At 66.6% G+C, this 21,383-nt stretch carries 15 protein-coding genes, 1 tRNA gene and 1 pseudogene; 16 read left to right on the forward strand and 1 reads right to left on the reverse strand.

The window, feature by feature from the left end:
- Positions 1 to 106: 106 nt before the first annotated feature.
- The 14 genes from ruvA (at position 107) to V3391_RS10610 (ending at position 12,853) form a co-directional block, all read left to right on the forward strand.
- The gene (gene ruvA, locus V3391_RS10545; protein WP_332078365.1) at positions 107 to 697 is read left to right on the forward strand and encodes a Holliday junction branch migration protein RuvA; all 591 of its coding nucleotides are present in this window, start codon (positions 107 to 109) and stop codon (positions 695 to 697) included.
- Positions 698 to 734: 37 nt separating this feature from the next.
- Positions 735 to 2,660 carry a potassium transporter Kup gene (locus V3391_RS10550; protein WP_332078366.1) on the forward strand — a complete coding sequence of 642 codons (1,926 nt, stop codon included), beginning with the start codon at positions 735 to 737 and terminating at the stop codon, positions 2,658 to 2,660.
- A gap of 790 nt (positions 2,661 to 3,450) precedes the next feature.
- Complete coding sequence (locus tag V3391_RS10555) at positions 3,451 to 4,434, forward strand: LLM class flavin-dependent oxidoreductase (RefSeq protein ID WP_332078367.1); 984 nt, start codon at positions 3,451 to 3,453, stop codon at positions 4,432 to 4,434.
- Between the two features lie 109 nt (positions 4,435 to 4,543).
- Positions 4,544 to 5,575, forward strand: a complete 1,032-nt coding sequence (gene ruvB / locus V3391_RS10560) for a Holliday junction branch migration DNA helicase RuvB (protein WP_332078368.1) — start codon at positions 4,544 to 4,546, stop codon at positions 5,573 to 5,575.
- Between the two features lie 19 nt (positions 5,576 to 5,594).
- Positions 5,595 to 6,044, forward strand: a complete 450-nt coding sequence (gene ybgC, locus V3391_RS10565) for a tol-pal system-associated acyl-CoA thioesterase (protein ID WP_332078369.1) — start codon at positions 5,595 to 5,597, stop codon at positions 6,042 to 6,044.
- Between the two features lie 6 nt (positions 6,045 to 6,050).
- Positions 6,051 to 6,848: a protein TolQ gene (gene tolQ / locus V3391_RS10570; RefSeq protein ID WP_332078370.1), complete on the forward strand. Its 798-nt coding sequence runs from the start codon at positions 6,051 to 6,053 to the stop codon at positions 6,846 to 6,848.
- A 66-nt stretch (positions 6,849 to 6,914) separates the two neighbouring features.
- Positions 6,915 to 7,352: an ExbD/TolR family protein gene (locus V3391_RS10575; protein WP_159677951.1), complete on the forward strand. Its 438-nt coding sequence runs from the start codon at positions 6,915 to 6,917 to the stop codon at positions 7,350 to 7,352.
- Between the two features lies 1 nt (position 7,353).
- Positions 7,354 to 8,331 carry a cell envelope integrity protein TolA gene (tolA, locus tag V3391_RS10580; RefSeq protein WP_332078371.1) on the forward strand — a complete coding sequence of 326 codons (978 nt, stop codon included), beginning with the start codon at positions 7,354 to 7,356 and terminating at the stop codon, positions 8,329 to 8,331.
- A 210-nt stretch (positions 8,332 to 8,541) separates the two neighbouring features.
- Positions 8,542 to 9,864 carry a Tol-Pal system beta propeller repeat protein TolB gene (gene tolB, locus V3391_RS10585; protein ID WP_332078372.1) on the forward strand — a complete coding sequence of 441 codons (1,323 nt, stop codon included), beginning with the start codon at positions 8,542 to 8,544 and terminating at the stop codon, positions 9,862 to 9,864.
- 65 nt (positions 9,865 to 9,929) lie between these two features.
- Entirely contained in the window at positions 9,930 to 10,442 is a 513-nt protein-coding gene (pal, locus tag V3391_RS10590; RefSeq protein WP_332078373.1) for a peptidoglycan-associated lipoprotein Pal, read from the forward strand.
- A gap of 8 nt (positions 10,443 to 10,450) precedes the next feature.
- The gene (gene ybgF / locus V3391_RS10595) at positions 10,451 to 11,269 is read left to right on the forward strand and encodes a tol-pal system protein YbgF (RefSeq protein ID WP_332078374.1); all 819 of its coding nucleotides are present in this window, start codon (positions 10,451 to 10,453) and stop codon (positions 11,267 to 11,269) included.
- A gap of 3 nt (positions 11,270 to 11,272) precedes the next feature.
- Positions 11,273 to 11,953 (forward strand): 7-carboxy-7-deazaguanine synthase QueE, encoded by a 681-nt coding sequence (queE, locus tag V3391_RS10600; protein WP_332078375.1) that lies wholly within the window; start codon positions 11,273 to 11,275, stop codon positions 11,951 to 11,953.
- Between the two features lie 74 nt (positions 11,954 to 12,027).
- Entirely contained in the window at positions 12,028 to 12,705 is a 678-nt protein-coding gene (queC, locus tag V3391_RS10605) for a 7-cyano-7-deazaguanine synthase QueC (protein WP_332078376.1), read from the forward strand.
- Positions 12,706 to 12,777: 72 nt separating this feature from the next.
- Positions 12,778 to 12,853: transfer RNA gene (locus tag V3391_RS10610), tRNA-Lys, on the forward strand.
- A 266-nt stretch (positions 12,854 to 13,119) separates the two neighbouring features.
- Here the strand turns inward: V3391_RS10610 and V3391_RS10615 are convergent.
- Positions 13,120 to 13,473, reverse strand: coding sequence for a hypothetical protein (locus tag V3391_RS10615; protein WP_332078377.1), 354 nt, complete (start codon positions 13,471 to 13,473; stop codon positions 13,120 to 13,122).
- Positions 13,474 to 13,717: 244 nt separating this feature from the next.
- Between V3391_RS10615 and V3391_RS17835 the strand changes: the two are divergent.
- Both V3391_RS17835 and V3391_RS10620 read left to right on the forward strand, forming a co-directional pair.
- A pseudogene (locus V3391_RS17835) lies at positions 13,718 to 13,834 on the forward strand (ESPR-type extended signal peptide-containing protein); the annotation flags it as partial.
- Positions 13,835 to 13,897: 63 nt separating this feature from the next.
- Positions 13,898 to 21,382, forward strand: coding sequence for a YadA-like family protein (locus V3391_RS10620; protein WP_332078378.1), 7,485 nt, complete (start codon positions 13,898 to 13,900; stop codon positions 21,380 to 21,382).
- Position 21,383 lies beyond the last annotated feature (1 nt).

Genomic DNA, 21,383 nt, shown 5'->3' on the forward strand with positions numbered 1-21,383 from the left:
CCGTCGGACACGCGCATCGCGTGGCATCCATCGCGTGCTGGCCCGTTGCTTGCGTGTCCGCCGTACGCCAATCCACCTGTTCCACTCGCCCTGAGAGGCATCGCCGATGATCGGAAGACTGCGCGGCACACTGGCCCACAAGGCACCGCCGTGGCTGGTGATCGACGTCAACGGCGTCGGCTACGAACTCGAAGCGCCGATGAGCACGTTCTACGACCTGCCCGAGGTCGGCCGCGAGGTCGCGTTGTTCACGCACTACGCGCAGAAGGAGGACAGCGTGTCGCTGTACGGCTTCCTGCACGAGTCCGAACGGCGCCTGTTCCGCGACGTGCAGAAGGTCACCGGCATCGGCGCGAAGATCGCGCTGGCGGTGCTGTCGGGCGTCAGCGTCGATGCGTTCGCGCGGCTGGTGCAGACCGGCGACGTCGCGGCGCTGACCAAGATTCCCGGCATCGGCAAGAAGACCGCCGAGCGCATGGTCGTCGAACTGCGCGATCGCGCGGCCGATCTGGCCGGCGCGGGCGGTGCGATCGGTGGCGTGCAGGTGCCGGCCGATCCGATGTCCGAAGCGGTCGTGGCGCTGCAGCAGCTGGGCTACAAACCCGCCGATGCGGTGCGGATGGCGAAGGCCGCGGCGAATGAAGGCGACCCGCCGGAAATCATCATCCGGAAAGCGCTACAGTCCGCGCTTCGCTGACCCCCACTCCCACATCCGTCGGCAAGGTCGACACTACATGTCACACGCCAGCAGCCAGCCCGGCACGGGCCCGCGTACCCACGGTTCGGGACATGGCAAGGTGGGTCTCGCCGGGCTGATCGCCGGTGCCATCGGTGTCGTCTTCGGCGACATCGGCACCAGCCCGCTGTACACGTTGCGCGAGGCGTTCTCGCCGCACTACGGGCTGGTGGCCAACCACGACACCGTGCTCGGTGTGCTGTCGATGATCTTCTGGTCGCTGATGATCGTGGTGACGCTCAAGTACGTCACGATCATCCTGCGCGCCGACAACGACGGCGAGGGCGGCATCATGGCGCTGATGGCGCTGGCACAGCGCTGTCTCGCCAAGGGCGGCAAGTCCGCGTATCTGGTCGGCATCCTCGGCGTGTTCGGCGCGTCGCTGTTCTTCAGCGATGGCGTGATCACGCCCGCGATCTCGGTGCTGTCGGCGGTCGAGGGCCTCGAGGTCGTCGCGCCTGGACTGCACGCCTGGATCATCCCGATCACCGTCGTCGTGCTGACCGCGCTGTTCGCCACCCAGCGCTACGGCACCGCCAAGGTCGGTCGCGTGTTCGGCCCGATCACGATGCTGTGGTTCCTGTCGCTCGCGGCGCTCGGCGTGCTCAACATCCTGCACGAGCCGGAAGTGCTGCACGCGATCAACCCGCTGTGGGCGGCACGCTTCTTCTGGGAACACAGCTGGGGCGGTGTTTTCATCCTCGGCGCCGTGGTGCTGGCGGTGACGGGCGGTGAAGCGATCTACACCGACATGGGCCACTTCGGCGCCAAGCCGATCCGCTACGCCTGGTACTTCTTCGTGCTGCCGTCGCTGATGCTCAACTATCTGGGGCAGGGCGCGCTGGTGCTCGAAGACCCGGCCGCGATCCAGAACCCGTTCTACATCGGCGTGCCGCAGTGGGCGCGCTGGCCGATGATCGTGCTGGCGACCTGCGCGACCGTCATCGCCTCGCAGGCGGTGATCACCGGCGGCTTCTCGGTCGCGCGCCAGGCGATGCAGCTGGGCTACATCCCGCGCATGCACGTGCGCCACACCTCCAGCGACACCATCGGCCAGATCTACATTCCCGGCATCAACTGGGCGATGGCGATCGTCGTGATCGCGCTGGTGCTGACCTTCCAGACGTCCTCGGCGCTGGCCGCGGCCTACGGCATCTCGGTGTCGCTGACGATGCTGATCGACACCCTGCTGCTGATCGTCGTCGCCCGCGCGCTGTGGCCCCGCTGGCGGCGCTGGGTGCTGCCGTGCTGTGCGGGCTTCATCCTGATCGACGTGGCGTTCGTGGTCGCCAACGGCGCCAAAGTGCTGCAGGGCGCGTGGTTCCCGCTGGTGCTCGGCATCACGCTGTTCACCCTGCTGCGCACGTGGCGCCGCGGCCGTCAGCTGCTGCACGCCGAAATCCAGAAGGACGGCATCCGTCTCGATACCTTCCTGCCGGGCCTGATGCTCGCCCCTCCGGTGCGCGTGCCCGGTACCGCGGTGTTCCTGACCAGCGACCGCGGCATCGTGCCGCACGCGCTGATGCACAACCTCAAGCACAACAAGGTGCTGCACGAGCGCAATGTGTTCCTGACCGTCGAAACCCTGACGCTGCCGTACGCCGCGCCGGACCGGCGCCTGAAGATGGAGTCGATCGGCGACGATTTCCACCGCGTCACGATCCGCTTCGGCTTCATGGAAACACCCGACGTGCCGATGGCGCTGATGCGCTGCGGCGATGTCGAAAGCGGCATCGTCATCGATCCGATGGACACGACCTACTTCACCAGTCGCGAGACGGTGGTGGCGAGTCCGCGGCGCGGCATGCCGGTGTGGCGCGACAAGCTGTTCGCCTTCATGCATCGCAATGCGGCGCCGGCGACGGTGTTCTTCCGGATTCCGGGAAATCGACTGGTGGAGTTGGGGTCGCAGGTGCAGATCTGATCTGGCTCTGTTTTTCGCATCAGCGCCACGATGCGTGCGACTGGCGCTTCGCTGCCTTTGATTGGCCTTCATGAGGCGTAACGCCGTGCTGCAGCGGCCGACCCATAGGGCGCCGCCCATGGATGGGCGGCGTTTTCCGACCGAGGCAGGATGCCGAGTCGGAAAATCCCTGCGGACTACGAGCCGCGGGCTTCGGACGTGTCGGGGAGACGTTTTTCTTTGGTTCCGTTTCTTTTGGCGTCTACCAAAAGAAATGAACTCGGCCGCGTCAGCGGACGAAAGCAATTAACGTTGCTGTTCTGATCTTTGCCTAGAGCGAACAGGCAAAATCAAACGCTTCCACTCGCCTTGCGGCGAGCGGGTTCATTTCTTTTGCTGGCCCAAAAGAAACGGAACCAAAGAAAAGGGCCAGCCCCGATCACAGCGTCATGGCGCGTTGTTCGTTTCGGGATTTTTCGACTCGCCATCCTGGCTCGGTCGAAAAACGCCGCACATCCATGTGCGGCGCCCTACGGGTCTGCGCGCTTTGCCGGCTTGTCAGCGCCGCGAAAATCCAGAGCAAAAGCCAGAGCAGAAGCTGATACGGTCCATTTCCTCCTTGATGAGGCGCTCGCTATGGATGGCCCCGTACGCTGCGATCCGAGTAGAAGGAAGCAAGAGCGCGGCAATGCAGATGCACTGCGGCGCACGGCGCCCGCCGAGCTGATCTGGAACAGAGCACCCCACCGCCCACGCTGGTGTTCTCTTCCGGCCGCCCCAAGGTCTAGGGCATCCCTCAGGATGTCCCGCCATGATTCCCTTCTCGATTCTCGATCTCGCCCCGGTCACCGAGGGCAGCACGCCGGCCGAATCCTTCGCCCGGTCGCTCGATCTCGCCCGGCACGGTGAAGCGCTCGGCTACGCGCGCTACTGGCTGGCCGAACACCACAACATGCCCGGTATCGCCAGTGCGGCGACGGCCGTATTGATCGGGCACATCGCCGGCGGCACGTCGACGATCCGCGTCGGCTCGGGCGGCGTGATGCTGCCCAACCATGCGCCGCTGCAGGTGGCCGAGCAGTTCGGCACGCTGGCGTCGCTGTATCCGGGGCGGATCGACCTCGGGTTGGGGCGCGCGCCGGGCACCGATCAGCCGACGACGAAGGCGCTGCGCCGCTATTACGCCGGCGCGGATGCGTTTCCATCCGATGTCATGGAACTGCTGCGCTACTTCGAGCCCGCGCAGCCGGGCCAGCCGGTGCAGGCCGTGCCCGGCGCGGGGCTCGACGTGCCGGTGTGGATCCTCGGTTCCAGCCTGTTCGGCGCCGGTCTCGCGGCCACGCTCGGTCTGCCGTATGCGTTCGCCTCGCACTTCGCCCCGGCGGCGATGTCGGAAGCGCTGGCGCTGTATCACCGCGATTTCCGCCCCTCGAAACACCTGCGCCAGCCGCACGCGATGCTCGCACTCAATGTGGTCGCGGCGGATACGCGCGCCGAGGCGCAGCGCTTGTTCACCACGCAGCAGCAGAGTTTCGTGCGCCTGCGCCGTGGCGCGCCGGGGCTGATTCCGCCGCCGATCGACGATATCGAGGCGTTCTGGACGCCGGCCGAGAAGGCGATGGTCGCGCAGTCGCTGGCGTGTTCGGTGATCGGCGATCCGGCCGACGTGCGCGAAGGCATCGCCGAATTCGTCGCGCGCCATCGCCCGGACGAGCTGATGCTGACCGCCAACATCTTCGACCACGGCGCGCGCAAGCACAGCTTCGCGCTGGCCGCGGAGGCGATGCGCGGCTGATCGGGTCCTGTGGGAGCGTCCCTGCGCGCGATGCAGATCGCAGTGCAGGATCACGCCTAAGGACGCGCCCACAAGCGATGCCATGCCCGCGGCATGCGATCATGCGCGAATGACCGCAGACCGCATCATCGCCGCCGACGCCACCCGCGAGGACGACGCCATCGAGGCGAGCATCCGGCCGCAGCGGCTGGACGATTACCTCGGCCAGGTGCCTGTCCGCGAGCAGATGTCGATCTTCATCGAGGCCGCGAGGCAGCGGCGCGAGGCACTCGATCACGTGCTGATCTTCGGGCCGCCGGGCCTGGGCAAGACCACGCTGAGCCACGTGATCGCCAACGAACTCGGCGTTGCGCTGCGCGTGACCTCGGGGCCGGTGATCGAGAAAGCCGGCGATCTCGCCGCGTTGCTGACCAACCTGCAGCCGCACGATGTGCTCTTCATCGACGAGATCCACCGTCTGTCGCCGGTCGTGGAAGAAGTGCTGTATCCGGCGATGGAGGATTTCCAGCTCGACATCATGATCGGCGAAGGCCCCGCGGCGCGTTCGATCAAGATCGATCTGCCGCCCTTCACCCTGATCGGCGCGACCACGCGCGCGGGCCTGCTGACCGCGCCGCTGCGCGACCGCTTCGGCATCGTGCAACGGCTGGAGTTCTACAGCACCGAGGAACTGACCCGGATCGTGCGCCGCTCGGCGCAGATTCTCGGCCTGTCCTGCGAACCCGATGGCGCTGCCGAGATCGCGAAGCGCGCACGTGGCACGCCGCGTATCGCCAATCGTCTGCTGCGCCGCGTGCGCGATTACGCGCAGGTGCGCGCCGGTGGCCGCATCGATCGCGACGTGGCCAATGCCGCGATGCTCATGCTCAAGGTCGACCCGGAAGGCTTCGACGAACTCGATCGCCGCCTGCTGCATCTGATCATCGAAAACTTCGATGGCGGCCCGGTCGGCGTCGAGTCGATGGCGGCCGCGCTCAGCGAGGAACGCGGCACGCTCGAAGACGTCATCGAGCCATATCTGATCCAGCAGGGCTACCTCGTGCGCACCGCGCGCGGGCGCATGGCGACGGTCAAGGCCTGGCGCCATCTGGGTCTGGAACCGCGCCGCGACGCCACTGCGACCCCCGGCCACCTGTTCTGATGTCCTGCGAGGTGCGGCTTTGACAGCGATTTCCAGCCTGGGGACCGGTCCGACCGGTCTATTCAGTTGGCCGACACGCGTCTATTGGGAAGATACCGACGCAGGTGGCGTCGTCTATCACGCGCAGTACGTGGCGTTCATGGAACGCGCGCGCAGCGAGTGGCTACGGGCGCACGGCTACGGACAGCAGATGTTGCGCGATACGCACGGCACATTGTTCGCGGTCCGTGCGATGCGGATCGATTTCCGCAGTCCGGCGCGGCTCGACGATGCGCTGGAGGTCAGCGTGGCGCTGCGGCAGTGCCGGCGTGCGAGCGCGGTGTTCGTGCAGGAGGTGCGCCGCGATGGCGATCTGCTGCTCGATGCCGAGGTGCGCGTCGCCGCGTTGTCGGCATCCGATTTCAGGCCGCGTGCGATTCCGGACGCGCTCTACACACAACTCAAGTCACTCGAAACGTCAGCGGAGTAATCCTGGATGAGTCTCATGCCCGTGCTGTTGCAGTCCGCCGCCCAGGTGCAGGCGTTGCCCGAAGAGGCCGCCGCAGGCGCGACCGAGCTCGCGAACACCGGTGCCGCCGCGGCCGCCACCGCACCGCTGCCCAATGACCTCAGCATCCTCGAACTGATCCTGCACGCGTCGATTCCGGTGCAGCTGGTGATGCTGTTGCTGCTGTTCGCGTCGGTGTCCTCGTGGGTGATCATCTTCCGCAAGAAGCGCCTGCTCGATCGCGCCGAGAAGGAAGCCGACCGCTTCGAAGAGCGGTTCTGGTCCGGCGCGGAGATCAGCAAGCTCTACGCCTCGGCGACCGAGCGCAACCGCGAGATCGAAGGTCTGGAAGCGATCTTCGAGGCCGGCTATCGCGAGTACTCGCGTCAGCGGCAGCGCCGCGGCGTCGATGCGCGTACGCATCTCGAAGGTGCGCAGCGCGGCATGCGCGTCGCCGGTGCGCGCGAACTCGACGGGCTGGAAAGCAATCTCGAGTACCTCGCCAACGTCGGTTCGATCGCGCCCTACGTCGGCCTGCTCGGCACCGTGTGGGGCATCATGATTTCCTTCCACGGCCTGGCCAGCGTCAAGGAGGCGACCATCGCCACCGTCGCGCCGGGCATCTCCGAAGCGCTGATCGCGACCGCGATGGGTCTGTTCGCCGCGATCCCGGCGGTGTGGGCCTACAACCGCTTCGCGACCAAGGTCGAGCGCGTCGCCACGCGCTTCGAGGCCTTCTCCGACGAGTTCTCTTCGATCCTCGAACGCCAGAGTGGCACCGACTGATCCGCGCGGCGCGCTCCGGCGCGCCCGACCAGTCCCGTTCGACCGTCCCCGCATCCGGATTCCGCCATGTCGTCGATCTCCCTTCGCCGTTCCAAGCGGCGCAAGCTCAAGAACGAAATCAACGTCGTGCCCTACATCGACGTGATGCTGGTGCTGCTGATCATCTTCATGGTCACCACGCCACTGATGAATCTGGGCACCGACATCAACCTGCCGGATTCGCGCGCGATGTCGCTCGGCTCGCCGCAGGATCCCGTCGTGGTCAGCGTCTATCCCGACGGCCAGCTGGCGCTGATGGTCGAGCAGCAGAACACCTCGGTCTCGCGTGAGGATCTGGTCGCGCGCCTGCGCGGCATCCACACCCAGAACCCGGACGCGACCATCCTCGTCAGCGGCGACGGCGCGGCCAGCTACCAGCGGATCATGAACGCCATCGACCTCATCAACGAGGCCGGCATCACCAAGGTCAGCCTGATCAGCCGTCCGGCGGAAAGCGCGAACTGAGATGCGCGAGTCGCGTTCCGACAATGTGGTGGCGATCGGACTGTCGATCCTGGTCCATGTGCTGCTGTTCGGGCTGATCATCCTCGGCGCGCTGTGGAGCGCGTCGTCGCGGCCCGAATCGGCGATGGGCTCGCCGGTCTCGGCCGACATCATCGATCCCAATGCGCTGAGCGCCGCCGACCGGCGCGCGCTGGCCAGTAAGCCCGAGCCGCTGCCCGATCCGGAGCCCGCGCCCGAACCGGTGCCCGATCCCGTGCCGGAGCCGGTGCCCGAGCCGGTGGAAGAACCCGCGTCCGCGCCGCCGCAGCCTCTGCCCGAACCGCGTCCTGAAGACGCCGTCGAGCAGCGCCAGCCGCAGTTGCAGGAAGTCGTGCCCGAGCCCGATACCGTCTCGCAGGCCGCCGTGCGCCGCGACGCGCTGGCCGCCGAGCAGCGCGAGAAGGAGCAGGAAGAGAAGCGGCGTCAGGCGCAGATCGAACTGGCCGAACAGCAGAAGCAGCAGGAAGCCGAGGAGAAGCGCCGTCTCGCGCGCCAGGAACTCGAGAAGCTGCGCGCCGAGCGCGAGAAGACCCAGCGCGAAGCGCAGCTCGCCGAGCAGCGTCTGAAGCAGATCGCCGAGCGCAATGCGCAGCAGGCCTCCGAGCAGCGCGCCGCCGCGTCCGCCGCGAGCCCGCCGCCCGGTCGTCCCGATGGCGACAGCGGCCTGGCCGCGAAGTACGCCGCCGCGCTGCAGGAGGCGATCCGTCGCAACTGGCGTCGCCCCGACAACGTGCCGCTGGGCCAGCGCTGCCGCCTCTACATCACCCAGTTGCCGGGTGGCGAGGTGTTGAACGTCGAGTTCGACGCGTCCTGTCCTTACGACGCGCAAGGCCGCCGTTCGGTCGAAGCCGCAGTGCGCGCGGCCGAGCCGCTGCCGTATGCCGGCTTCGAGGCGGTGTTCAACCGCAGGCTCAACCTCAACTTCACGGCGCAGGACTGACGCCGGCGAGGCGCGTCGTACGCGCCCGTTTGGCGTCGTGCAGCGTGCGCACGGCTCTGCGCCGTCGCGTCGTGCCGGCACCCTCCTGGCGTTGCCGTGGCTTCACCACCACGTTCACCTGCGCGGGGCGATGATTGCGCTGGTATTCATCCTGTTCCCCGGTCCAGCGGCCAAGCTGCCCGGGTTCACTCTCTTCAAACCGGTAAGCCGATGAAACCCATTCTGATCCGTTGCCTGTTGGCTCTGTTCGCGCTCGGCCTGCCCATGCTCGCCAGTGCGCAGCAGCAGGGCCTCGAGATCGACATCACCGGCGGCAGCGCCCAGGCGATGCCGATCGCGGTCGTGCCGATGCCCTACCAGGGCAGTGGCGCCGCGCCCGACACCGATGTCGCCGCCGTGGTGCGCGCCGACCTGGACCGTTCCGGCCAGTTCCGCACGCTGCCCGAGCGCGACATCGTCGAGCGTCCGACCCGCGGCAGCGAGGTCCAGTACCCGACCTGGCGCGCGCTGCGTCAGGACTTCCTGGTCGTCGGCCGCGTCGTCGATGCCGGCGGCGGCAGCTACCGGGTCGAGTACGAACTGTTCGACGTCGCCAAGCAGGAACGCGTACTCGGTCTCGCGATGACCGCGCGTCCGAATGCGATGCGCGACGTCGCCCACCAGATGGCCGACGCGATCTACGAAAAGATCACCGGCGTGCGCGGCGCGTTCTGGACCCGGATCGCCTACATCACCCAGACCGGCGTCGGGCCGAGTGCGCGTTACGCGCTGATCGTCGCCGACTCCGACGGCCACAATCCGCAGACGGTGGTGCGCTCCAACGAGCCGCTGATGTCGCCGAGCTGGAGCCCGGACGGCCGCCGCGTCGCCTACGTCAGCTTCGAGAGCGGCAACTCGGCGATCTACATCCAGGACATCACCAGCGGTGGTCGCGAGCTGGTCTCGAGCTTCCGCGGCATCAATGGCGCGCCGGCGTTCTCGCCCGACGGTCGTCGTCTGGCGCTGTCGCTGTCGCGCAGCGGCAACCCCGAGATCTACGTGATGGACCTTGGCAGCAAGGCGCTGACCCAGGTCACCAACCATTTCGCCATCGACACCTCGCCCTCGTGGGCGGCCGACGGCGGCAGCCTCTACTTCATCTCCGATCGCGGCGGTCGCCCGCAGGTCTACCAGGCGCCGGTGTCGGGCGGCAGCGCCACCCGGGTGACCTTCGAGGGCAGCTACAACGCCGATCCGTCGGTCTCGTTCGATGGCAAGAAAATCGTCGTGGCGCAAGGTTCGGGCAACGTGTACCGTATTGCACTGCTGGATCGCAGCCTGGGGTCGCCCCGCTGGTCCACGCTGTCGCCAGGGTCGCTCGACGAATCGCCGAGCTTCGCCCCGAACGCCGGCATGGTCCTGTACGCGGCGCGTGAGGGGCGCAGGGGTGTGTTGTATGCGGTGTCCTCGGACGGCCGTGTGCGTCAGCGCCTCGTCCTCGCCGATGGCGATGTCCGCGAGCCGGCTTGGGGTCCGTACCGGGAACAGCGCTGACGCTGCCTGCACGTCCCGTCCAATAACAATTGCCCTGTTGCCATAGAAAACCAAGGATCGACGAGATGAAGACGACCACCCGTTTGATGCTGGCCGCGATGCTCTGCACCGCTGCCGTTGCGTGTTCCAAGAAGGTCAAGGAAGAGGCACCGGTCGATACCGGTCCGTCGACCGGCACCGTGGCGCCGACCGCCCCGACCGCGGGTGCGTACACCCCGGCCGACCTCGACAGCGATGCATGCCTGCGTCAGCGCGTCGTCTACTTCGATCTCGACCAGGACAACCTGCGTCCCGAGTTCCAGGCCGTGATGGCCTGCCATGCCAAGTACCTGCGTGACCGCAGCGCTGCGCGCATCTCGCTGGAAGGCCACGCCGACGAGCGCGGCAGCCGCGAGTACAACCAGGGCCTGGGCGAGCGCCGTGGCAATGGCGTGTCCTCGGCACTGCAGGCAAACGGTGGTTCGGCTGCACAGCTGGCCGTCGTCAGCTATGGCGAAGAGCGTCCGGTCTGCAATGACTCGAACGAAGATTGCTGGGCCCGCAATCGTCGCGTCGAGATCATCTACACCGCTCGCTGATGCGTTCGATGCGTCATTGGCTGGTACTCCCAGTAGCGTTCGCGGCGACCCTCGTGGTCGCCGCGCCCGCATGGGCGCAACGGGCGAGCCTCGCGGACCGCGTGGCCTCGCTCGAAGCGCGCGCGGGTGACACCAGCGCCAACGTCGATCTGCTCAACCAGCTCAACCAGCTGCGGCAGGAGATCGTGTCCCTGCGCTCGCAGGTGGAAGAACTCCAGCAGCAGAACGAGCAGCTCAAGTCCAGCAACCGCAGCCAGTACCTCGACATCGACGGCCGGCTCAACCGGCTCGAGAGCGGGCAGGGCGGCGGTGGCGGTGGTCTTGAACTGCCCGATCCCACCGGCGCTGCAACGCCGGCACCCGCGTCAGGCGCGAATGCGCAGGCCGCGCGTGGTCCCGCGACGGGCGCTGCGCCCGTCGCAACGCAGGCCGTACCTGCCGACGAACGCGCCGCTTACGAGCAGGCGTTCGATGCATTGAAGAACGCGCGCTACGACGAATCCGCCACGCTGTTCCAGGGCTTCCTGCAGCAGCACCCGCAGGGCAGCTACGCGCCGAACGCGCTGTACTGGCTCGGCGAGAGCTATTACGTCACCCAGAATTACGCACTGGCGCAGGAGCAGTTCCTGTCGCTGCTGCAGCGGTATCCGCAGAGCGACAAGGCCCCGGGCGCGATGCTCAAGGTCGGCCTGTCGCAGTACGGACTGAAAGACCTCGACGGCGCCGAGACGACGCTCGCCGATGTCGGCAGGCAGTATCCCGGCACCGACGCGGCACGCACCGCTGCCGACCGGCTTCGCGCGATCCAGCTCTCGCGCCTGCGCTGACCCATGACCGCTGTCGCGCCCGATGCGGTCGCCGCATCCGCGGCCGACCGGCTCAAGCTCACCGAAGTCTTCCTGTCCTTGCAGGGCGAAGCCCGCGACGCCGGATGGCCGACGGTGTTCGTCCGCCTGACCGGCTGCCCGTTGCGTTGTACCTACTGCGACACCGCGTACGCCTTCCACGGCGGCCAGTGGTGGACGATCGACGACATCCTCGCGGAAGTCGCGAAGCACGGCGTGCGGCACGTCTGCGTGACCGGTGGCGAGCCACTGGCGCAGAAGCGGTGCATCGGCCTGCTGCGTCGCCTGTGCGACGCCGGTTACCACGTGTCGCTGGAAACCTCGGGCGCGCTCGACATCAGCGACGTCGATCCGCGCGTCAGCCGTGTGCTCGACATCAAGACGCCGGCGTCCAACGAAGCGCATCGCAACCGCTGGGACAACCTGCCGCTGCTGACCGCGCACGACCAGATCAAGTTCGTCGTTTGCTCCCGCGCCGATTACGAGTGGGCGCGCGATCTCGTGCTGACCAAGGGCCTGCCGCATCGCTGCGACGTGCTGTTCTCGCCGAGCAAGGGCGAGATCACCGGCCGCGAACTGGCCGACTGGATCGTTGCCGACCGCCTGCCGGTGAAATTCCAGATGCAGCTGCACAAGCTGCTGTGGGACGACGAACCGGGGCGATGAGCCCGGTCTTCGATCGAAGGCTGCGCTAGCCTGTCACGCGACACCCGAATTTCCGTTTTGCATCCAGATCACCCATGAAAAAAGCTGTCGTCCTGTTGTCCGGAGGCATGGACTCCGCCGCCGTCATCGCCATCGCCCAGGAACAGGGCTTCGATGTGCATGCGCTGAGCGTGCGCTACGGCCAGCGCCACACGTCCGAACTCGATGCCGCCGCGCGCGTCGCCGCCGCGATGGGCGTCACCGTGCACAAGACCGTCGACGTCGACCTGCGCAGCATCGGCGGCTCGGCGCTCACCGACGACATCGACGTGCCGGAGGCGGGCGGCGCCGGCATACCGGTGACCTACGTGCCCGCGCGTAACACGATCATGCTGTCGCTGGCGCTCGGCTGGGCCGAGGTGCTGGGCGCAGCCGACATCTTCTGCGGCGTCAACGCGGTCGACTATTCCGGTTATCCGGATTGCCGTCCCGAATTCGTCGATGCCTTCGAGCGTCTGGCCAATCTCGCGACCAAAGCGGGCGTCGAAGGTGCTGGCATCCGCGTGCACGCGCCGCTGCAGCGCATGGGCAAGGGCGACATCGTGCGCGAAGGCGTGCGCCTGGGCGTCGACTTCGGCCTGACGGTGTCCTGCTACAACGCCGATGCGCAGGGTCTGGCCTGTGGCCATTGCGACGCATGCCGTCTGCGCGCGGACGGATTCGACGCCGCGGGCGTGCCTGACCCCACGCGGTACGTACAAACGACGGCCTGAGGCCGACGCGCGGTCCACATTGCGCTAGAATGCGCCCCCTGCGCCGGCCACTGCTGCCGGCGACTGTCTTCCGGGTCGTTAGCTCAGTCGGTAGAGCATCGGACTTTTAATCCGCTGGTCGATGGTTCGAATCCATCACGACCCACCAGCTTTCCAAGGCGCGTTCGCACGGGAAGAGTTTCTTGACCGGCGGCGCGTCGTCGTATCCGGGAATTCCCGCATTAACGCTTTGCGGTAGTGGCGGCGCTTGCTCGATGTCTCGCGGGGGCCTCCGGGCCAAATTTCGTGACGAGCAACTGTTCAACCGCCAGTCGTGCAAGTTGGCAGTGATGCCACTTAGCGAATCTGGTCCGCGAAAAGCTCCAGTCACTGAATCGCATGGGGGACCGGTCCGGTGGAGATCAATCAGCCGTGTCAGAGCGCTTGCTTGACGAACTCCGCATTGAGCGCGAAGACAAACCGCCCGATCTCCGGCGTGATGCACGCGTTGAACGTTTGCGGGTCGGCGCAGCGAGCATCTGCCTGTTCCGCGTGGCGGCGAGCATCTGCGGCTGCCAGGATGGCGCGGGCCCGGGCATAGCATCGGGCCGCATTGGAGCCTTCGCGGAGCGCTCCATGTTTGGTCATGCAGTAGGTCATCGCAGTACCGAGACCCGCCGCGCTCATTGCGTAGATCGATTGCGGTGCAGTCGGTCCGGAGGGCGACTGGGCAAGCGCGGGCGCAGCCACCGCAGCAGATAGCGCGAACGTGAGAAGAAGGCGATTCATCGCATCTTTATAGCAGTTCAATTCGTCAAGTCGCTCAGGTCAGAATCTTCTCAAACTGCTGAAACCCGTCACTTTGTGACGTGGGTCCACTCTGAAAACAATCGTGTAAGCGGTTTCTGAAGGCTTTGCGTAACGATAATTCTGGCACATAAATTGCTTAAACGTGACCTGTATTCAATTTCGAGTGCGAAGCCGGACTGCTTTCCGGCGTTGCCTCCCATGTTCGACTACAGGAGAAAGCGTGATGAACAGGATTTTCCGCCGCGTCTGGAATGTGTCTCTGCAGCAATGGGTGGTAGCGTCCGAGCTCGCCTCGGGCCACCGGCCCGTCGGCGCTTCGCCTAGGCTCGCCGCCACTGCAAGCACTGGGCGCGCATTCGGGCTTCCGCTTGGCGTCCTCTGTGCTGCGCTCTTCAGCGCGCCGTTGGCTGCGCAGGAATTCACTGTCACTGATGGTGACAACGATGCAGTCGTTGGTCAGGGCGGCACCGTCACGTTCACCGGCGACCCGAACATTCGCGTCACCCAGACCGGTAGCAACGATGACGCGGAAATCGTGATCCAGCTGGCGCGCGACATCGACGTCGACACGGTGACCGCCGGTGCGACCCGTCTCGATACGAACGGCGTCGCGGTCGGGACTGCCGCGCTGCGCGGCAACGGACTGACCTTGGGGGCGGGTGCGCCAAGCATCACGACGGCAGGCATCCAGGCCGGCAATCTGGCCATCACTGGCGTCGGTAATGGCACCGCCGCCGATCACGCCGTCAACTTCTCGCAGCTGCAGGCCGTGCAGGCTCAGGCGGGCGCCGGCTGGAACGTCGCGGTGGGCGCGAACGCCTACAACATCGGGCCTGATGGACGGGTCACCTTCTCGGGAGATGCCAACCTCGGTGTCGCACTGACCGGCGCGGACGATGCCGCCGGCGTCGCGCTCACTTTGAACCGCAATCTCAATATTGACAGCGTTGCCGCAGGCACGACGTCGCTGACGGGCACGGGTGTCCAGGTCGGCAGCGCCGTACGTCTGATCTCGACCGGTTTGACGATCACCGGTGGCCCGAGCGTCACCACGGCGGGCATCAATGCCGGCAATCGCGTGATCACCAATGTCGCAGACGGCGCAGTCAGCGCCACCAGCACCGAGGCGGTGAACGGACGCCAGATCTTCGCGCTGCGTCAGGAGCTCTTTGTCGAAGGCGAAGGCGTCAAGTACTTCCATGCCAACTCCACGCTGGCCGACTCACGCTCCGAAGGCCTCGAGTCTGTCGCAATCGGCCCGCGCACGGTTGCGGAAGGCAGCAGCAGTTTTGCGGCTGGCGACGGGGCAGCGACGAGTATCGGTGCGACTGCGGGCATCGCGGTCGGCCAGGGCGCGACGGTCGGCACTGCCGCGGCCGCAATTCCAGACGGTGTGGGCGCGGTGGCGATCGGCCGAAATGCAGCCGCCGCCGGCACCAGCACGATCTCCTTGGGCGACGGCGCGCGCGTCGGCTCGGAGTTCGTCAGCAATGCGTTGGCTATCGGTACGGGCGCCAGCGTGACGGGCGCCCAGAGCAACAGCGCGACGGCCATCGGCTTCCAGGCCAATGCCAGCGCTGGCAATGCAACCGCGCTGGGCGCGCTCGCAAGCGCGTCGGGCGGCGGCAGCATCGCCATCGGTCAGGCTTCGGCGAGCGGTGGAAACACATTCGCCGCCGGCAACGGCGCCCAGGCCGCATCGCCAAACGGCATCGCACTCGGCACGGGTGCTGGCGTCGGCACCAATGGTACCGAAGCTGGCGACCGCACGTCGCACATCGCGATCGGTACGGGTGCGGGCACGGCGGTCGTCGGCAATCAGACCACTGCCATTGGTTTTCAGGCGGGAACTGGAGTGCTGGGCGACCAGAACATCGCAATCGGCAGCCAGGCGGGGACTGCGGTCGAGGGTGACTTCAATATCGCGATCGGTTACCGCGCGAACCAGAACGTGGGGGAGATCGATCGTGGCACGGCGCTCGGCGCACTCGCGTCGACGACCAGCGATTCGGTGGCCATCGGTTACAACGCACGCACCACGGGCGTCAGCGCAGTGGCCCTCGGCGCGGAAGCCTCTGCGGCAGGCCAGGGCGTCGCGCTGGGGCGGAGCGCATTTGCTGAAGGCGGTAGCGCGGCGCTTGGCTTCAATTCCCGCGCAGCGGCTGCCGATGCGGTCGGTACGAGTTTTCTGACTGGAAATACGTTCGGTGACGGCACCGTGGTCTCGGTCGGCAACACTGCCGCCAATCTGCAGCGGCGCATCGTCAATGTGGCCGACGGTGCCCAAGGCTTTGATGCCGTGAACGTCAACCAGTTGCGCGCCGCCCAGACGGCGACCGCCAACCTTGTGGGCGGAAATGTGATCGTCAATCCCAACGGCAGCTATGGCGGATACGTCATCGAACTGACCGACATCGACGGAAATACGCAGCGATACAGCACGGTTGCAGCAGCGATCAACGCGGTGTCGAGTGGCGCGGTCAGTGTGATGCCGGGCAATGCGGTGATCTATAACCCGGACGGCACGATCACGACCGGAACGGCGACGCTCGGCGACCAGGCGGTCAATCTCTCGCAGCTCAACGCTGCGATCGACGCGAACGCGTCGCGTTACGTCAGCATCAATTCCGCCGACCCGTCCAACAGGGACAACTCAGGTGCCTCGGGCGCTAATGCCATCGCGATCGGTCCGCAGGCCGATGCAGATGGCGCAGGCGGAATGTCGGTGGGTTACCAGGCCCGTTCCGTCGGAGATGCAGCCAGCGCGCTGGGCAACGACGTTGCTGCGCTTGGCAACCGGTCGACTGCGATCGGCAGCTCGAGCCAGGCGTATGACGACGGCACTGTCGCGATTGGCGACCGTGCCGTCGCGAACGGCCTGAACTCCGTCGTGATCGGCACCAACGCGCAAGCGGATCGCAAGTCGCCGAACGACACGGTCGACAACGCCGTCGTCATCGGTACCGATGCGGAAGTCACTGCTGACAATGGAATTGCCGTCGGCAATAGCGCGCTCGCGTCCGAGCGCAATGCCGTTGCGCACGGCTTCGATGCGCACGCCGTCGCAGAAAGTGCGGTGGCAACGGGCACTCGCGCACGTGCCAGTGGCGTCAACGCGCTTGCCAGCGGCACCGATTCTGCAGCGTCAGGCTTTAACTCGATCGCGTCGGGTACCGACAGCCGCGGTCTGGCGTCCAACAGCGTTGCAATCGGCACAGGTGCGGTATCGGGCTTCAGCCCGCAACCTGGCGCGGAAGGTTTTAACGTCAACACCATCGCGATCGGCAACGGTGCGCGGGCGGTTTATCAGGACGCAACGGCCATCGGTCGTGCGTCGCTGGCCTCGGAGGTTGCAGCCACCGCCATCGGCGACGCGGCGACCGCGAGCGAAGAGGCGGCATTGGCGGTCGGTCGCAATGCGAACGCCAGTGGCGTGTCTGCGATCGCGCAGGGTGACGGCGCAACTGCGAGTGCGTTAGCTGCGCAGGCACAGGGCCGTGGCGCAACTGCCAGTGGCATCTCGTCGCTGGCGCAGGGCGACGGTGCGCAGGCATCGGAGACCAATGCAACCGCGGTCGGTCACGTTGCGCAAGCGACACAGGCGTCGGCGACGGCGGTCGGTGATGACGCCCGCGCAACCGGCATCAACGCCATTGCTGCAGGCCGGGCCTCGCGGGCTTCGGGCGCGGCTTCGGCTGCGTTCGGCAACGATGCACAAGCGACGCTGGCCAATACGCTGGCGCTGGGCGGCGCGTCGCGGGCGACTGCCGCAGGTGCCTCCGCAGTCGGCAGCGATGCGCAGGCCACGGCGGCGGGCGCAACAGCGCTCGGCCAGGGCACGCGTGCGACGCATGCCAACTCGGTCGCGCTGGGGCACAACGCAGTGACGGCGGCAGCGGTGGCGACGCTAAACGGGACGATCGACAACGTCGTTTACACCTACGCGGGGACCGCGCCTGTGGCGACGGTCAGCGTGGGCACGGGAACCGAGAAGCGGACGATCACCAACGTCGCCGCGGGGCAGGTGAACGCAGCGAGCACCGACGCCATCAATGGCAGTCAGCTCTTCAGCACCCAACAGGCCGTGACCGCCCTGGGGACCAACGTGGATTCGCTCGGCAGCAGCACCGCCGCGGCCTTGGGCGGTACATCTGCCTACAACCCGACGACGCACCAGGTGACCGCAGGCCTGGCGGTCGGGGGCACGCAGCACACCAGCGTGCAGAGCGCGTTGAACCAGGTGAATGCAACCGCGAATGCCGGCTGGAATGTCGGCGTGAACGGCGAGACGACGCGTGCGAACGTCGGGCCTGGCGGCAACGTGGACTTCCGCAACACCGACGACAACATCGAGATCGCCCGGACCGGCACCAATCTGGTGTTCAACCTTGCCGACGAGATCACTGTGAACCGCCTGACTGCAGGCAACACGGTGATCGACACGACGGGTGTTGCGGTCGGCAACGCGGTCAAGCTGGGCGATACCGGTCTTGTCATTGCCGGTGGTCCCAGTGTCACGACGGCCGGCATCAATGCCGGTGGGCAGAAGATCACCAATGTCGCCGCCGGCACCGCGCCGACCGACGCGGTGAATGTCAGCCAGTTGTCCAACACGATCAACGCCAGCACGACGCGCTATTACAGCGTCAATGACAATGGCGTGCAGGGCGGGAACTACGCCAATGACGGCGCAACCGGCGTCAACGCGATCGCGATCGGCGTCAATACGACGACGGCGGGCGCGTCGGGCGTTGCGGTCGGCGATGGCGCCAGCACGAGTTCGGCAGGTGGCGTCAGCATCGGCAAGGGCGCGGCCGCGCGTGCGCAGGAAGGCGACGTGGCCCTGGGCAGCGGCAGCGTGACCGACGCCGTCGTCGGGACCGCGGGCGCCACCTTGAATGGCACGGCCTACACGTTCGCGGGCGCGACACCGACCAGCACGGTCAGCGTCGGCAGCGTCGGCGCCGAGCGCACGGTGACCAACGTCGCGGCCGGCCGCATCAGCGCGACCAGCACCGACGCGATCAACGGGTCGCAGCTGCACGCGACCAACACGGCGCTCGACGCGGTCGCCGGCGTGGCGAACGCCGGCTGGAACGTCACGGCTGCAGGCGTCAACGGCAGCAATGTCGGAGTCAACAGCCCAACCGGCAACACGGTCGACTTCAAGAGCGGCGACGGCAACATCGTCGTGTCGAAGACCGTCGGCAACAACGATGTCTCGTTCGATCTGGCCGACGACCTTGAAGTCGCAGGAAGCGTCAAGGTCGGCGACACCGTGATCGACACGACGGGCGTCACTGTCGGCAGCGACGTCAAGCTGGGCGACAACGGCCTGACGATCGTGGGCGGCCCTAGCGTGACGGTTGACGGCATCGATGCCGGTGGCAGCGTGATCCGCAATGTCGCAGCAGGTGTGGCGGTGACCGACGCGGTCAATGTGGGCCAACTCAACAACACGATCGAAACGAGCCGCATCAAGTACTTCAGCGTCAACGACAACGGCGTGCAGGGCGGCAACTACGCCAATGATGGCGCAAGCGGTATCAACGCCGTCGCGATCGGTGTCGGTACCATCGCCACAGGTGATGCGAGTTACGCGGCCGGTGCGGGCGCCGAGGCAGCAGCCCAGAACGCCGTCGCCATCGGCAACGGCACGCGCGCCCTCGGCGCCAGTGCGATCGCGCTGGGTCGGGGTGCGATCGCCAGTGATGCATTCAGCATCGCCCAGGGGCAGCAAGCGACGGCATCGACCACCGGTGCGATCGCGATGGGCGTCAACGCGACTTCGAATGGCGTTCACAGCGTCGCCCTCGGCTCCAACACGCAGGCGCTGCACAACAACAGCGTCGCACTGGGCGCCAGCTCGGTGACGGCTGACGCGGTCGCGACGACCGGTGTGACGATCAACGGCACGGATTACCTGTTCGCAGGTTCGGCGCCGACGAGCACGATCAGTGTCGGCCGGGTGGGCGAAGAGCGCACGATTACCAACGTGGCCGCGGGCCGCATCAGCGCGACCAGCACCGATGCGATCAACGGATCGCAGTTGAACGCGACGAACACCGCGCTCGCAGAAGTGGCGACTGTGGCCAACGCAGGCTGGAACGTGACGGCCGAAGGCGCGAATGGCAGCAATGTCGGCCTCAACAGTGCGACTGGGAACACCGTCGATTTCAAGAGCGGCGACGGCAACATCGTCGTGTCGAAAACGGTGGGCAGCAATGATGTGTCGTTCGGCCTCGCGGACGATCTCGACATCGCGGGCAGCGTCAAGGTCGGCGACACGCTGATCGACACCATGGGCGTGGCAATCGGCACAGACGTCAAGCTGGGCAATACCGGGCTGACGATCGTCGGCGGTCCGAGCGTGACACTCGCCGGCATCGATGCAGGCGGCTCGGTCATCACCAATGTCGCTGCCGGCAGCGCGCCGACCGATGCCGTCAATGTGAGTCAGCTGACCGACACGGTCGAAACCAACCGCACGAAGTACTACAGCGTGAACTCGACCGGCGGTGGCAACTTCAACAACGAAGGCGCCACTGGCGACGACGCGATTGCAGCCGGCAAGGATGCGACGGCCGAAGGTGACGAGGCGGTCGCACTCGGCATCGGCAGCGCCGCAACGGGCGACGGCGGCATTGCGATCGGCGCGCGTGCGCAGGCGTTGTCGCTCAACAGCCTGGCGATCGGTGCGGGCGCGGTGAGCAGCCACGCCAACAGCATCGCGCTGGGTGCGGGTTCGGCGACGACCGTGGGCGCACAGACCGGCTATCAGGGCGCGTTCGTGGGCAGCAGCGATTCCACCGGTGAACTCAACGTCGGCGGCCGTCAGATCACGGGTGTCGCGGCGGGTTCGGCAGCGACCGATGCGGTGAATGTCAGCCAGCTGCAGGGCGGTGTGGACTATGCGATCACCCAGTCCAACAGTTACACCGATGGGCAGATTGACGGCGTCAACAACCGAATCGATGTGATCGATGGCCGCGTGACGGCGATCGAGGGCGACATCATCGATATCCAGGGCGACATCACGGATATCCAGGGTGACATCGTCGACATCCGCGGCGACATCACCGATCTCGATGATCGTGTGTCCAATGTGGAGGGTGTGGTCGTGGAAGTGGGCGGTCGCCTCGACAGTCTCGAGACCGGCGCAAGTGGTCCGTTCCAGATCAGCCAGGGCGAAGCCTACGTCGCGCCGACGCCGAGCGGACAGAACGCATCGGCAGGTGGCAATGGCGCAGTCGCGAGCGGCAACAACAGTGTGGCGCTGGGCAACCAGAGCCAGGCGACCGGCGCAGGCAGTACGGCGGTCGGGCAGGGCGCGAAGGCAACGGCCACCAACAGCACGGCGCTGGGTCAGGGTGCGACGGCGAGTCATGCCAACAGCGTGGCGCTGGGCGCGGGTTCGGCCACCACGGTCGGCGCCCAGAGCAACTACAACGGCGCGTATGTGGGCACTAGCAGCTCGACCGGTGAAGTCAACGTCGGCGGTCGCACGATCTCGGGCGTTGCGCCGGGCATCGCCGGCACCGATGCGGTCAACGTCAACCAGCTCACCGGTGGCGTGAACCAGGCGATCAATGTGGCCAATCAGTACACCGACGGTCGCATCACCCAGATCCAGGACGACATGTGGTCCATCGAACGCGGTTACCGCGGCGCGACTTCTTCGGCGATGGCAATGGCGGGTCTGCCGCAGGCCTACCTGCCGGGCAAGAGCATGCTGGCGGTCGGTGTCGGCGGCTACCAGAGCGAGTACGGCATGGCCGTCGGTCTCTCGGGCATCACCGAGAACGGACGCTACGTCTACCGTGCGCAGGCCAGCGGCAACACCGCGCGTGACTGGGGCTTCTCGGTGGGTGCAGGTATCCAGTGGTGAT

The sequence above is a fragment of the Luteimonas flava genome (assembly GCF_036584485.1).
Classification (GTDB): Bacteria; Pseudomonadota; Gammaproteobacteria; order Xanthomonadales; family Xanthomonadaceae; genus Luteimonas; species Luteimonas flava.

What these genes read in the sequence shown, in the direction of transcription:
- queE (WP_332078375.1), top strand. Translation starts at nt 11,273, where the DNA reads ATGACCGCTGTCGCGCCCGATGCGGTCGCCGCATCCGCGGCCGACCGG.
- V3391_RS10575 (WP_159677951.1), top strand. Translation starts at nt 6,915, where the DNA reads ATGTCGTCGATCTCCCTTCGCCGTTCCAAGCGGCGCAAGCTCAAGAAC.
- tolB (WP_332078372.1), top strand. Translation starts at nt 8,542, where the DNA reads ATGAAACCCATTCTGATCCGTTGCCTGTTGGCTCTGTTCGCGCTCGGC.
- tolQ (WP_332078370.1), top strand. Translation starts at nt 6,051, where the DNA reads ATGAGTCTCATGCCCGTGCTGTTGCAGTCCGCCGCCCAGGTGCAGGCG.
- V3391_RS10550 (WP_332078366.1), top strand. Translation starts at nt 735, where the DNA reads ATGTCACACGCCAGCAGCCAGCCCGGCACGGGCCCGCGTACCCACGGT.
- tolA (WP_332078371.1), top strand. Translation starts at nt 7,354, where the DNA reads ATGCGCGAGTCGCGTTCCGACAATGTGGTGGCGATCGGACTGTCGATC.
- ybgF (WP_332078374.1), top strand. Translation starts at nt 10,451, where the DNA reads ATGCGTCATTGGCTGGTACTCCCAGTAGCGTTCGCGGCGACCCTCGTG.
- pal (WP_332078373.1), top strand. Translation starts at nt 9,930, where the DNA reads ATGAAGACGACCACCCGTTTGATGCTGGCCGCGATGCTCTGCACCGCT.
- ruvA (WP_332078365.1), top strand. Translation starts at nt 107, where the DNA reads ATGATCGGAAGACTGCGCGGCACACTGGCCCACAAGGCACCGCCGTGG.
- ruvB (WP_332078368.1), top strand. Translation starts at nt 4,544, where the DNA reads ATGACCGCAGACCGCATCATCGCCGCCGACGCCACCCGCGAGGACGAC.
- V3391_RS10555 (WP_332078367.1), top strand. Translation starts at nt 3,451, where the DNA reads ATGATTCCCTTCTCGATTCTCGATCTCGCCCCGGTCACCGAGGGCAGC.
- queC (WP_332078376.1), top strand. Translation starts at nt 12,028, where the DNA reads ATGAAAAAAGCTGTCGTCCTGTTGTCCGGAGGCATGGACTCCGCCGCC.
- V3391_RS10615 (WP_332078377.1), bottom strand. Translation starts at nt 13,473, where the DNA reads ATGAATCGCCTTCTTCTCACGTTCGCGCTATCTGCTGCGGTGGCTGCG.